At 64.5% G+C, this 11,832-nt stretch carries 18 protein-coding genes and 2 tRNA genes; all 20 read right to left on the bottom strand.

From position 1 onward, the window contains the following. On the bottom strand, window positions 1-574 hold a 574-nt coding region (locus tag CXG43_RS19460; protein ID WP_232767750.1), incomplete at its 3' end, for a lysis system i-spanin subunit Rz. After that, window positions 571-918, bottom strand: coding sequence for a holin (locus CXG43_RS11850; RefSeq protein ID WP_101100104.1), 348 nt, complete (start codon window positions 916-918; stop codon window positions 571-573). The genes CXG43_RS11850 and CXG43_RS19460, both read right to left, overlap by 4 nt. After that, window positions 915-1,391 carry a hypothetical protein gene (locus tag CXG43_RS11845; RefSeq protein WP_101100103.1) on the bottom strand — a complete coding sequence of 159 codons (477 nt, stop codon included), beginning with the start codon at window positions 1,389-1,391 and terminating at the stop codon, window positions 915-917. The genes CXG43_RS11850 and CXG43_RS11845 overlap by 4 nt, the downstream gene beginning before the upstream one ends. Further along, the gene (locus CXG43_RS11840) at window positions 1,388-1,948 is read right to left on the bottom strand and encodes a glycoside hydrolase family 19 protein (RefSeq protein WP_101100102.1); all 561 of its coding nucleotides are present in this window, start codon (window positions 1,946-1,948) and stop codon (window positions 1,388-1,390) included. Before CXG43_RS11840 ends, CXG43_RS11845 begins: the two co-directional genes overlap by 4 nt. 94 nt (window positions 1,949-2,042) lie before the next feature. Then, the gene (locus tag CXG43_RS11835; RefSeq protein WP_019182740.1) at window positions 2,043-2,807 is read right to left on the bottom strand and encodes a DNA adenine methylase; all 765 of its coding nucleotides are present in this window, start codon (window positions 2,805-2,807) and stop codon (window positions 2,043-2,045) included. 148 nt (window positions 2,808-2,955) lie between these two features. Beyond that, window positions 2,956-3,029: transfer RNA gene (locus tag CXG43_RS11830), tRNA-Gly, on the bottom strand. Window positions 3,030-3,105: 76 nt separating this feature from the next. Further along, window positions 3,106-3,190, bottom strand: a tRNA-Tyr gene (locus CXG43_RS11825). A 490-nt stretch (window positions 3,191-3,680) separates the two neighbouring features. After that, window positions 3,681-5,159, bottom strand: coding sequence for a SulP family inorganic anion transporter (locus tag CXG43_RS11820; protein WP_101100101.1), 1,479 nt, complete (start codon window positions 5,157-5,159; stop codon window positions 3,681-3,683). A 334-nt stretch (window positions 5,160-5,493) separates the two neighbouring features. After that, window positions 5,494-6,237, bottom strand: coding sequence for a hypothetical protein (locus tag CXG43_RS11815; RefSeq protein WP_157825200.1), 744 nt, complete (start codon window positions 6,235-6,237; stop codon window positions 5,494-5,496). After that, complete coding sequence (locus CXG43_RS11810; protein WP_101100099.1) at window positions 6,234-6,413, bottom strand: hypothetical protein; 180 nt, start codon at window positions 6,411-6,413, stop codon at window positions 6,234-6,236. Before CXG43_RS11810 ends, CXG43_RS11815 begins: the two co-directional genes overlap by 4 nt. Continuing rightward, the gene (locus CXG43_RS11805; RefSeq protein WP_198551380.1) at window positions 6,410-6,634 is read right to left on the bottom strand and encodes a hypothetical protein; all 225 of its coding nucleotides are present in this window, start codon (window positions 6,632-6,634) and stop codon (window positions 6,410-6,412) included. Before CXG43_RS11805 ends, CXG43_RS11810 begins: the two co-directional genes overlap by 4 nt. A 21-nt stretch (window positions 6,635-6,655) precedes the next feature. Beyond that, a complete protein-coding gene (locus tag CXG43_RS11800; RefSeq protein ID WP_101100098.1) occupies window positions 6,656-7,093 on the bottom strand; it encodes an HD domain-containing protein in 438 nt (145 codons plus the stop codon). Further along, complete coding sequence (locus tag CXG43_RS11795; protein ID WP_101100097.1) at window positions 7,090-7,869, bottom strand: phage antirepressor KilAC domain-containing protein; 780 nt, start codon at window positions 7,867-7,869, stop codon at window positions 7,090-7,092. Before CXG43_RS11795 ends, CXG43_RS11800 begins: the two co-directional genes overlap by 4 nt. 5 nt (window positions 7,870-7,874) lie before the next feature. After that, window positions 7,875-8,396 carry a hypothetical protein gene (locus tag CXG43_RS19455; RefSeq protein WP_101100096.1) on the bottom strand — a complete coding sequence of 174 codons (522 nt, stop codon included), beginning with the start codon at window positions 8,394-8,396 and terminating at the stop codon, window positions 7,875-7,877. Then, entirely contained in the window at window positions 8,393-8,929 is a 537-nt protein-coding gene (locus CXG43_RS11785) for a hypothetical protein (RefSeq protein ID WP_101100095.1), read from the bottom strand. Before CXG43_RS11785 ends, CXG43_RS19455 begins: the two co-directional genes overlap by 4 nt. Then, window positions 8,929-9,522, bottom strand: a complete 594-nt coding sequence (locus CXG43_RS11780) for a hypothetical protein (protein WP_101100094.1) — start codon at window positions 9,520-9,522, stop codon at window positions 8,929-8,931. Before CXG43_RS11780 ends, CXG43_RS11785 begins: the two co-directional genes overlap by 1 nt. Beyond that, complete coding sequence (locus CXG43_RS11775; protein ID WP_101100093.1) at window positions 9,497-10,501, bottom strand: YdaU family protein; 1,005 nt, start codon at window positions 10,499-10,501, stop codon at window positions 9,497-9,499. The genes CXG43_RS11780 and CXG43_RS11775 overlap by 26 nt, the downstream gene beginning before the upstream one ends. Then, window positions 10,501-10,869, bottom strand: a complete 369-nt coding sequence (locus CXG43_RS11770) for a hypothetical protein (protein WP_101100092.1) — start codon at window positions 10,867-10,869, stop codon at window positions 10,501-10,503. The genes CXG43_RS11775 and CXG43_RS11770 overlap by 1 nt, the downstream gene beginning before the upstream one ends. Beyond that, window positions 10,866-11,204, bottom strand: coding sequence for a hypothetical protein (locus CXG43_RS11765; protein WP_101100091.1), 339 nt, complete (start codon window positions 11,202-11,204; stop codon window positions 10,866-10,868). Before CXG43_RS11765 ends, CXG43_RS11770 begins: the two co-directional genes overlap by 4 nt. Beyond that, window positions 11,201-11,812 (bottom strand): hypothetical protein, encoded by a 612-nt coding sequence (locus tag CXG43_RS11760; RefSeq protein ID WP_101100090.1) that lies wholly within the window; start codon window positions 11,810-11,812, stop codon window positions 11,201-11,203. Before CXG43_RS11760 ends, CXG43_RS11765 begins: the two co-directional genes overlap by 4 nt. Window positions 11,813-11,832: the final 20 nt, after the last annotated feature.

Here is an 11,832-nt window from a genome sequence, read left to right as displayed (position 1 = left end):
ATGTCGTCAGGGGCCCCGCCCGTTCAGCTTTCTGTGGATAACCCGTTGATATCAATGGATCACGGGGTTTCACAGGAATGTTCCACGACCCGGCCGGGACCTCCACTTCCGTCCCACGATCCGCCGCGACTACGGCCTGACAGGCGCGGAGCTGGTCGTCGGCGTCTCGGCCGATTCGAACAGCAGGGCCCGCAAGCGTGACTCCGAGGTCGGGGGCCGCATCACGTTGGCCGGCGCTGGCGGCAGCATGGGACAGGCGGTCGGTGTGGCACGCGGCGAGGTCGTTGCGCAGGCGGAGAGCGCCAGAGCGCAGGTCAGCCACAACAGCATCAGCGACGGCCGGGGCCGCAGCGCGATCTTCTTCATGCTTTGCTCCGATGGTGGCCAGGGTACTGGCCTGTTGGTGTTCGGTCGCGCGCGCGCCTTGCTCAGCGGTCAAGTGCTGCTTACCTACTGAGGCCTGTTCCAGGGCTTCGTCGCCCTCGGCGCGATCGCCACGCCATGCCCACCCGGTAGCGAACATGCCAGCAGACCATGTCGCAAATGCGAGGAGGAGAATAAGCGGGCGGCTCATGCCTGCGCACCGGTGGCCGCAGCCTCAGCCGCGGCGATTCGCTGGATCCAGTTACGCCACGGGGCGAATCTCCCGACCAGCCCGAACACCCCCGCGACACCCCACATCAGCAGTGTTCCGCGCCAAGTGTAGAGGCTGGCCCCCATCACGCAGGCGGTTCCCATCAGGAAGCTCATCGAGGCCATGAGAGCGAACGAGGCGCCGAGGGCCAGCTCGACCAGCCCTTGGCCGCGCGCCAGTTGCCGGACCTTACGGATCCGAACGTCATTGAGCCCATACAGGGCAGTCAGGAAGATCACGACCAACGCTGGCACTGCTGCCAGCGACCAAAGGGAGTAAGTCATGGCTGGCCCTCCTTACGGGGCAAGTAGCGACGCAGCAGGGCCTTGAAGAACGGGCCAACGCCACGAATGAGCTCAGGCCCCCAGTTCTGAGCAGTGAATCCCAGCAGCATGGCCGCGGAGGCATGCACCCCGGTGCTGGACCAGCCCATCGGCTGATAGCCGTCGCCGAGCGTCCAGCGGCCCAGTGCGTTCAGCACCTCCGGCCCCAGCACGCTCATGGTTACCGCAAGGATGGTGCTGCCCAGGAAGGCAATGCCAAGCTCCCGCCGGGTCGGCAGCTTCTGGTTCCACACGCCACCCAAGCTGCCCAGCGCTGCGGCGAACAGCACGTTGAAGGGCACGCCGAAGTAGGCCGTGGTGATCTCGAGGTGCAGCCATTCCACGTGGACCGACCCAGGGGCGATAGCGGTTGGAGCCGCGGCGGCAGCCAGGACTAAGGCGAAGGCCTTGGCAATGGTCAGGGGCTCGCTCATCGGACTACCAACCTTGCATAGCCAGCTTTGGCCAGCTTCAGCTTCTGCTTGCGGTCGTCCAGGCCATTCGGCATGGCCTTGCTGGTGGGCGAACCGAGGTTCACAGCGCGGCTCACTGCCAGCGCGTCGTCCCGGTCGGCGACGGCATTGATCCCGTCCCGGTTCCAGAAGTACCCAGCCGCCAGTGCGGCATCAGGCAGTGAGGCGACCATGTCCGGATTCCGTACGGCACGGTCATCACCGTAGATGGCCTGGCTGTACTTTTCGTAGTTGAATCGGCCGGTCAGCTGGATGCCACCACGGCCACGGAAGCGGAAGCCATCGCCAGACTGCGTGTTGCCCAGATCCTTGCGGCCTTCGTACCGGCTCTGCGCGGGGGTCGGCCCCCATAGCTCCTTCAGCCAGCGACCGGTACCGCTCTCGTGCGCTACCTGCGCCAAGAAGTGGCAGACGCGAAGCTCGGTGTCGATGCCGAAGCGATGGCAGGCCTGCTCGAGGGCCAGCGCCAGCGCCGGCGGGAACCCCATGCCGGCGGCGACTGTTTCGATGCTCACCATGGGGTCTCCTACAAGATGCCCGCCCCCCTGCCGGCTAGGCACGAGGTTTGTTCCGGTCACGGGGCGGGCAATGGACGTTCGAGCCGAGGCTCAGCTATGTGGTGTAGATCAGCTCAGTGCGAGCCACGCCGGCGCCGCCACCGACGGTGTAGCGGATGGGGACCTCCCTCCGCTCGAACTGGTCAAACAGCCGGCGCATCTCGGGGTGGTCGTTGATGGTCAGGATCGCCCTGCCCTTCAATCCCGCCATCGTGGAGGCAAGCTGCTCGTACTGCTGCAGGGGAAAGGGTTCCCCGTAACCGGTGGTTTCCCAATACGGGGGATCCAGGAGGAACAGCGTCTCAGCACGGTCGTATTTCTCGACACATCGCTGCCAACCAAGGTTCTCAACCACGACCCCTTGGAGCCGGAGGTGTGCGTCGCTCAGGTCCTGCTCCAGCCGCATCAAGTTGATTCGTTTCGTGGAGGTCGGGCCGACGCCGAACGTCTGTCCCTCCAACTTGGCGCCGAAGCTCAGCTTCTGGAGATAGTAGAACCGGGCCGCACGTTGGATGTCGGTCAGCGTCTCCACGTCTTGGAGGTGTGCCCACCGATACATCTCTCGGCTAGTGAGGGACCACCTGAAGTGGCGGACGAACTCGTCTAGGTGGTTGGCCACGACGCGGAAGAGCCGGACCAGCTCGCCGTGCGTGTCATTCAGGACTTCGATCTTTGCCGGTGACCGCTCGAAAAGCATCGCTGCGCTTCCGGCGAAGGCTTCGACATAGCAGGTGTGGGGCCGCTCATTGATCAGCGGCAGGAGGTTCTTCGCCAGGCGTGTCTTGCCACCCGGCCACGGGAAAAGGGTTTTTGTCTTCAAAGTCTCAGCTGTTGCGACATTCGTTAAGCAAACTGCACGCGCTCTCCGGAGAGCGGCAGGGCCTAGGTCAATGGCACGCGGCTGAAACGCGTGTACTGCGGCGGCGGCCTGATGCCTGCAAGCATCAGGGCGCCGCCCTGTTTGATGGTGGAGCGGGCCGTGGGAATCGAACCCACCTGGTCACCTTGGAAGGGTGATGCCTGACCAATCGGCCAGGCCCGCAAATGGAAAGGCCACGCCGGTGGCGTGGGCCTGATTGTCATCTTCTGGAAACTACGGGAATCCCCGTAGTTCGGAATGGTGGGGCGACGTGGAGTTGAACCACGCGAGTCTCAGACACCGGATTTACAGTCCGGCCCAGCGCCCATCTGGCAACTCGCCCCTCTGCTGGTGCACGAAAAGAGCGAAGCCGCAGGTGATCGAGCCTCCCGAGCTCGAGCCTGCGGCTTCATATGGCGGGTTACTTCCCTCGCCCACGGTAGCAAGACTGAACTACTTCTGGTTCCCAAATCAAGTGCGGTAATGTTGCTTACCGCAGTCTCCCGTCAGTGCGCAGAAATTAAGCTTTCGGTTGCAAGAGGATCGGCCTACCACACATTGCGAAACCATTGCGGCGCATGGCCCGACAGACAAGGCCATCAACTGCCCCCCGCTGCTACCAAACCGTGCCGACTGCGGCAACTGCGGTAATGTTCATTACCGCAGTCTCGCTGCAGTGCGCTCGATTGACCTGCCCACTTCGGAAAAGACGTTCGCTCTCGGCCACAAGCGGACAAATGACGAAACAGGTCACTGCGTCCGTCCCGATCGCTCGCGCGGCATCCGGTTGAGGAAGGCGGACACCCCGTCGGCGACCGCCTTCCTGCCTGCTGCTTAATGGCCGGACGACAGCGTCGCCCCCGGCGTACGATGTTTGCCCAAGCGATCTACCAGGGTCTCACTCGCATCGTTGAGACCATAGACCTCGACGGTGGCCCCGTGCTCACGCAGCTTCATCACCACCCGGTCGAGTGCGTCTACAGCGGTAAGGTCCCAGAAGTGCGCATCGTTCAGATCGATGATGACGTCTTTAGGAACATCCAGATAGTTGAAGCTGCTCACGAACTGACCGGCAGACGCAAAGAACACCTGCCCCTTTACCAGATAGACGCGCGAATCCGCATCTATTTGGGTCTCGGCAATGGTGAGCATCTTGCCCACCTTCCGCGTGAAGAAGACTGCTGACAGCACGACGCCTGTCAGGACGCCCTTGGCAAGGTCGTGAGTGGCCACGGTGACGACCACAGTCCCAATCATCACCACCGAGGAGCTTTTGGGATGGATGGCCAGCTCACGCAGCGACCGCCAGCTGAACGTGCCGATGCTGACCATGATCATCACCGCCACCAACGCTGCCATCGGAATCTGACTCACCAGGCCGGAACCGTACACCACCAGCAGCAGCAGAACCACGCCGGCTACCATGCAGGAAAGCCGGCCGCGGCCACCCGACGTGATATTGATGACGGACTGCCCGATCATTGCGCAGCCTGCCATGCCACCGAAGAATCCCGTGACCGTGTTGGCCAACCCCTGACCTGCGCACTCGCGATTTTTCTGGCTCGGCGTCTCGGTCATGTCTTCCACGATCTGCGCCGTCATCAGCGACTCCAGCAGGCCGACCACCGCCAACGTCGCCGAAACTGGCAGCAATATTTGCAGCGTCTCCCAAGTTAGCGGTACGTCAGGGATAAGGAACACAGGAAGACTGTCCGGCAGCTCGCCCATGTCGCCGACGGTGCGCACCTCAAACCCGAAGTAAATGGACGCAGCAGTCAACGCGACGATGGCCACCAAGGGCGAAGGAATTGCCTTGGTTAGCAACGGCAATAGATAGATGATCGCCAAACCCGCAGCACAGATCGCATAGACCAGCCAAGGCATTCCGATCAACTCGGGCAACTGTGCAAGGAAAATCAGGATAGCCAGCGCGTTGACGAAACCGGTAACCACTGATCGCGACACAAACCGCATCAGCGAGCCCAGTCGCATGGCGCCGGCAAGCATCTGCAGCACGCCAGCCAAGATCGTCGCCGCGAACAAATACTGGATGCCATGATCCTTTACTAATGTGACCATCAACAAGGCCATGGCACCGGTCGCAGCAGAGATCATGCCAGGACGACCTCCGGCGATGGCGGTAATGACCGCGATGCAGAACGAGGCATACAAACCCACCTTGGGGTCGACGCCTGCAATGATGGAGAACGCGATTGCTTCCGGGATGAGGGCCAGTGCAACAACTATGCCGGAAAGCAGGTCACCACGGATGTTGCCCAGCCATTGCTGGCGGAGAGGAAAAATTGCAGACATATGAAATGATCTCCGCGCACAAACGTGCGCGCCAAAAGAAATAAACAGGCACCCTTCCAGACATCAGTGTCTGGATCGCTTCATCAATCAAGCGTCAGGGTGGAGTCATCGCTGGCCGATCCATTTGGTGTTTGAGTGTCTATTGTAGACCGGCATCGCGTTCTAGGGGAAATCTGGAATCCGTCTTGACTTAAGAGCGCGTGTTCGAGGCGTTGCCCTTGCCGCCCAAGACGGGGTATCCGCCTGTGCGGTCTGCGATGACCAATGGACGCCCGAACGATACGGGCGCAGGATTGGTCCGCTTTCGCAGAATTGGACTAGCCCTTCTGGGCAGTCATCCGAAAGAGAAGAGCCTGAGCCGGAACTCGCGGCGCCCGTCCTCAAGCGCCTGCCTTACAGTTCCATGCGCAATCTTGTATACCAATAGGTAGTCGCCCTTCCGCATCTTTACAGCGCGCGCTGCCTCCGCCGAGGGACGTTTGCGCTCTGGCCACACCAGGTCATCGGCTGCGTCCTGCAGCACCAGCCGCAGTCGCCACCGATCTGCCGGGCAATCCAGCTGCAGAGGCACGTGGCCGTCGAAATGGTGCAGCGCGCGCACCACCCGCTGCAGCGCCAGCCGCCCGAACCGAGCGAGGTCCACACCCTCGGCGCGCAGCGCAACCGCCAATGCCGCCACCTTCGCCAGCGGATCGCGCATCATCCCCAGCGCACCGGCAACGTCGGCCGAACTCAACGGGGGTAGTGTGGCCCTGCCCTCTACGGGCACACGGTAGCTGCCCGATACAACCATGCGTGCCAGCAGTTCGAGCGGATCCCTCGTGCTTTCGGGTCCGGGCCATTTCATGGACTTGGCCCCAGCGCGAGCTGACACCTCAGGCAGCACTGCCGCAGGAAGGGCGTTCCACTGCCGGGCTGCCTCATCAACGGCGCTGCCGTCGTTTGAGGAGATCAGCGGTCCCTTGGCCCCGCACATGGTGCATGCCACCTGGGCGGTCGATGCACCACGCTTCGCCGCATGTACGCGCACACCAACTCGACGTTCGCCACAGTTGGCACATGGAGTGAGCTGGTTCATGCGGCGATGCATCCGTCCATGTCGTCCACCTCGTCCGCTACCAGCTTCGAACGACCGTCCTGCCAGGCAAGCCAGCGGCTCCCATCTACGCTGCACAGGATGGGCCCAGCATCGCCGGCGAGGTAGAGGTGGTGGGCTGCCTCGTCCAGACTCTGGAACTTGGGGATATCGCTCATGGTGTTACCTCGATAGTCGAAACGTTGGCGGGCGCGATGGCGTGCCCGTGGTCTTTCAGGAACTGCTGGGCCAGCGCGCGCAGCTGGTGCTCGCCTACATCCCGGCGCTCCACCAGGTGCTCGCCGGGATTACGGACTCCCTCGATCTGCGCACGCTTCACGCCCAGAACTTCTGAAACGATCGGGTCGCTACCGCTGTCGGCGATCAGGAAGTAAGCCATCACCGGCTCCTGCTGCCCGCGTCATGCGCCCCCCAATGCGGCTCGCGCCTTGGCGTACTTGGCCCGGAGCTGGTCGGCGGTGCGCGGATCCAGCAACGCCAGCCGCGCCTCGTCGCTGTTGTCGGCGATATCGGCCAACTTCACCTTCAGTGCCAGCGGGTTATTCCTGATACGCCAGTAATAAAACGCTTCGCCTCTCCCCTTCGCCCGGGTGAGGTCCAGCACGGACTCCAGAATGGGCTGCGGGAACAGCAGCACCTGGGTACCCATCGCAGGGGCATCCTCGATCACATCGTGCAGCCAGGCGACTGCCTCGGCCTCATCGTCACCCTGCACGGCGCTCGCTACCCGAGCCACGTGCTCGATGTAGGGCCGGCCAGCCTTGTCGACCTGGTGCGCATGCGCCTCTCGCGCGAGGAACCGGGCTTCATTCACAAAGGGACAGGTGCTCTGGTTCACGCCGACACCGCCAGCTGCTGCGCGCGGGTGTGGTCCGCTGGCGTCCAGCCGAGCTGGTCGCGGTTGATCAGCTCACCGAGCCTGGTCAGGCCTTTGGCGGTCACCAGCACCTGTTCGTGCACACGCTGGACGTCGTCGGTGCCACTGGTGACGACGGCTTTATGGCTGAGCACGCCCGTATTGAGCCTAGGCTGATACGCGAGCCAGTTGCGGCTGCCGGCCCGGCGATAGATCCAGCCGTTCTGCTCCAGCCACGCGAACAGCTGGCGGGGCTTGATCTGAAGCATCTTCGCCGCGGTGGTGATGTTGAACGTACCGTCGGCGCCTGCGAGCTGCTGCAGCGCGCGCACCTGCGGCTCCTGGTGGTGCACCCGCGCCTGCAGCGATTCGACCCGCTCGGTGTAGGTCAGCAGGAGGCCACGCAACGTCGCCGGGTCGTCCAACGCCACCAGCGGGCTGGGCCCAGCCGGCGCCGCCTGCAGCTGGTCGTAAGCTCGGATCACCTGCAGGTGAAACGCGGCGCTGATCCACATCGCGTAGGCGTACACAAGCTCACGCGCCACGTAGGTGCCGCCGCCGCGGCCGACGCGGGTGTCGATCGGGTAACTACGGGAATCTGCGGATTTGGCCAGTTCTTCGACCAGGTCTTCAGTCTGGCCCAGGCGGATCCACTCACCCGGCTGGTGCCGCCGCTCCCCGCCCGACGCGCGGTGCAGGTCGTTAAGGCAGAAGCGCCCGGCCTCATCGCGGCGCACCGCGGCGCTGCCAATCATCATCTCGCTCAAGAGAAATCCTCCGTATTCCAACCGCCGGCGCCGTCGGGCCAGCAAACCTTTACGGCGAACATCGGAAACACCGCTGCCGCCACCTTGACCTTCACCTTCGCGTCGTCTTCGGCGAAGTACTTGCCGTTCCCGCGCTTGCGCCCCTTCACTTCGTGCAGCTCGAGCACGCCATCTGCCAGCTGCACCACGAAATCCGGCGTGTAGCGGGTGTCCTTTGCCAACTTGAACGTCCAGCACTCGAACCCGAACCACAGGATCTCGCCGCAGCGCTTCCGTGCCTCCAGGTGCGCTGCATAGGCGCCCTCGGTCTTGTTCATCTCACCAGCCACGTGCCTGGTCCGCCCGCGGCCGGGCTTCGCGTCGGTGCTGAGCAGTGCTGCAGCATTGGCCGGCCGGTACCCGGATGGCTGCGCTGGCGTGGCGGCGGCCGGCGCGCGCTGCACCAGCTGCCGCATGCCAGGCGGCATGTCCTGCTCGGTCCGATAGCGCAGGGAACGGCTGCTCTTGGGCTTGGTCATGCCGGCTGCGCCTCGGTGAACGCCAGCACCTTGCCGACCCTGACGCGGAACGCTTCGAACTCGCGGCGCGCGCGCGCTTGGCTGGCTTGGTGGTCGCGGTCCATCTGCTCGAGCAGCGCTTGGAACTCCATTTCGAGCAGGCCCATGCGCAGCTCCGGAGTGAGGCCGCGAGCCCTTTCCGGCGTGCCGAGGGGCGCAACAGCCATAGCCGCGCTCATGCCTGCCTGGCCGGCGCGCGGCGGCATCGGGAGCGTTCCGCACTCGCGTTCAGTGGTCAGGCCCCACGCGGCAACTACCCGGCCATCGCGCGAGCTGGGCCTGTTCTCCTTCCGAGCCACTTCGCCCCGCCGGTCCAGGTCCCGCAGCAGGCCGGCCACGGCCGCTGGGGTCACAGGCAGCAGATGGCGTGGGTGGCCAGCGTCGAGCGCGGCGCTGCCCATGGCCTCCAGCAACTCGGAAGCCGTGGCATCACCGATCCGGCACAGGCAGTGCAGAGCCAGATCAAGCTGGTAGTCGCGTTCCGTGGCAGACATCAACCAACCCTCCCGAAGCCAAGCTCAGCCGCAGCGCGCGCCATTGCGTCAGCGGCGGCATCGCGATCGCGCACCGGCTCTACCGTCGGCGGCGGCGCCGGCAGCGCCGGGACAGCCGCCGGGATCGGCAGACCGTCCAGCACGTGGCGCACGGCGCGCTCGTAGGCATCGCGGGCGAGGCGCGCCTGGTGCTGACCGTCTGCTGTTGCATACACGTGCAGGTCGAGCTTTGACCGGACCAGCGTGGTGAACCCGCAGCGGTCGCGGCCTGGGCCCAGCTCCTGCTCCACCAGGGAGAGCGACGGGATGTCGTGGCACATGGCGAGGAACCGCGGTGCGTTCGGCGGCCATTCCCGCGACTCGCGCATGCATGCAGCCATCCCCGTGGCGATCTGGCTGGGCCGCAGTCCAGTGATCACCTGCAGCCACGTCTCACCGGCTATGGTCAGCTGCCCGTCCTGCTTCATGGGCGCAGGGCCGTTGTCACGTCCCCACTTGCCCGGGAACATCGCTGCCATGCGCTCCCACAGCGTCCACAAGGCGTCGCCGGCGCGGGGGTTCAGAGGCTCAGCCGACAACGGCGAAATCGCCATCGATGACGTTTCCGCCCCTTCCGCCTTCGCCGCCAGAGCTGCCACTGCCTGCTTGGTTGCGCTGGAATTGCTCGCGGAGGAGTCGGACGTGGTCGGCAGAACCGTGGTGAAGCGTTGCATTGGAGGCTCCGGGCGTTTTGGAATTGGACGGGCTGGCGCCCTGCTTGTGTCGGTTCAGGGCCGTGGTGATGGCCCAGCTGAAGGGATTGCTGACGCCGCGATCCAAGCCTTCGGTGACCGTGTCCCGAAGCACTTCAGGCGTGACGCCGGCCTTGATCGCCGTCACCAGGTCGGGATGGCTCGGGTTGGTGGTGTGACAACCGGCTTGGCGCATCAGCACACACGCTCGCCCTGCATCCGTCACACCGTCAGGGAACCCTGGAGAGTGCTGTGATGTAACTGGGGTAGAAGTGGGGTCTGAGGTCTGGTTACCCGTGTTCACACCCTGCGTCACACCCTTAGTCACGCGTGACATGTCACACCCGGTCACGCGTGACAGCGCGGCCCCTGTCTCCCTGTCACTGCCCGTGACGTGCGTGACATGCAGCGCGCGCAGCTCATCCATCGACGCCATGCCATCCGGCACCACACCTACTGCACGAAGGTCTTCGAACAACATGGTGCGGCGGGCCCGGGTGCGTGCCTGGCGCTCCGCCTCATTGCCCTTCTTGGCGGACTTGCGGTCCTTGCCGCCAGCCATCCGCTCCTGCGCCTTGACGATCTCTTCGTCGGCCCGGCCATTACGTCGCAGGCCGTCTTCACCTGTCGGGAAGTAGCGCTCAGCAACCTTCTTCACCGCCGCCTTGTCTGCAGTGGTCGTCGCTCCGGCAATCACGAAGAGTTCGCTGAAGGAAGCCGGCAGCGGCTCCTCCTCGGCGTAGTAGGCGAGCATCAGCCGCAGGTATGCGCCGTGCTCAGTGAGCGACAGCCTGCTGGTGTCACGCAGGTAGTCGCCGGGATACAGCTCGAAGTAGATCATCAGCCGGCCCCAGTGCCCGTGGCAGCGGGTTTGCGCCGACGAGCATTTGCGATCACGAAGCGCTCATGCTCGTTGGGGGGCAGCGAGTCCAGCATGTAGGTTTCGCCGAGCGCGTTCCGCCAGCGGTAGGCGGTGGCCCTGCTTACGTCGAACCGGCGCACGATCGCCTCCATGGTCGGGAACTCATCCCGCTCCACGGCCCAGCGCGTGAACTCCATGACAATCCTGGTGCTGCCGTACCCACTGAGCACGTGCTTGGCGGCATTGCTGCGCCTCGGTGGAGGCATGACAGGCACGCGTTCGTCGTCGGCGCGCTCGGCGTTCCCGGCGACGTCGCAGGGCGTCCCGAGTGTGTGAGCCAGGTTCATGCCTGCACCGATGCCTTGCGCGCAGCAAGCGCTGCATCGCGGTGCTGCTGGCGCATGCCGAGGGTTGCACGGAGGCTGAGGCCGCTGGCTCGGCACGCTGGCGCGTGGCCTGCGTGGGCCTTCAGGGCAGCTGCCCAGCGGAACGCCGTCGCACGCGAGACGTTGTAGCGTGTGGCTAGGTCCTGCGGGGTGACCGGCACGTCCTGCTGCTTCACCCACAGCACGACGTCCACCAGCGGCAGCATGGGCACCGCATTCTCGGGAACGGGCTCGCCCGCCTTCTCGAACTCGTCGACCAGGGTCAGTGCCCAGGCCATCACCGCGCAGCTGCTCATTGGAGCACCCCGGCCGACGGCGCGCCGATGGACGGATCGAACATGTAGAGGTGACCGTCCACGTACGCAGCAAGCGTCTCCATCGCCGCGCGCATCTGCGCCAGCTCCTCGCGCGCGGTGCGCAGCTCAGGCACGTCCTGCACGCAGACCCGGCCATCGGCCAGGACGTTCGCCAGAGCCTCGATGGTCTGGCCGTATTCGACCGAGATGCGGCCAACGCAAAGCACGCCCGCCTGGGGGCTCAGCTTGGGCATGCGGGCCCCGATGAACCCGTAGCGGTTGGCCAGCTCCCGGGCGCAGTTGTCGCTCCACGGCTGCGGCAGCGCGCGCACCCATGACTCTTCAAGATCGGTCGGCATCTTCACCGTACCGTTGCGGATGCGGGCCACGATCTGGGCATTCGCCTTGTGCGCCTTGTCCATCGAGTCCATGTCGGTACCGACGTGGAACGTCAGGATTCGTTCGCCAGGCGCGACATCGCGCATGTACTGGTCCGCGATGACCTGCGCCAGACTGGCATCGGTATGGCTGCTGTTGCGGATGGCTTCGGCCGTGTGGCGGAAGACCGTCGTGGAACGGGGTTCGTGGAACTGAGACTGTGACTTCATTTACGCACCTCGGGAGGCGA

It is taken from the genome of Stenotrophomonas sp. Bg11-02 (assembly GCF_002836635.1).
Classification (GTDB): Bacteria; Pseudomonadota; Gammaproteobacteria; order Xanthomonadales; family Xanthomonadaceae; genus Stenotrophomonas; species Stenotrophomonas lacuserhaii.
Note: the sequence above shows the minus strand (reverse complement) of the source record. Positions and strands in the feature narration are given on the sequence as shown.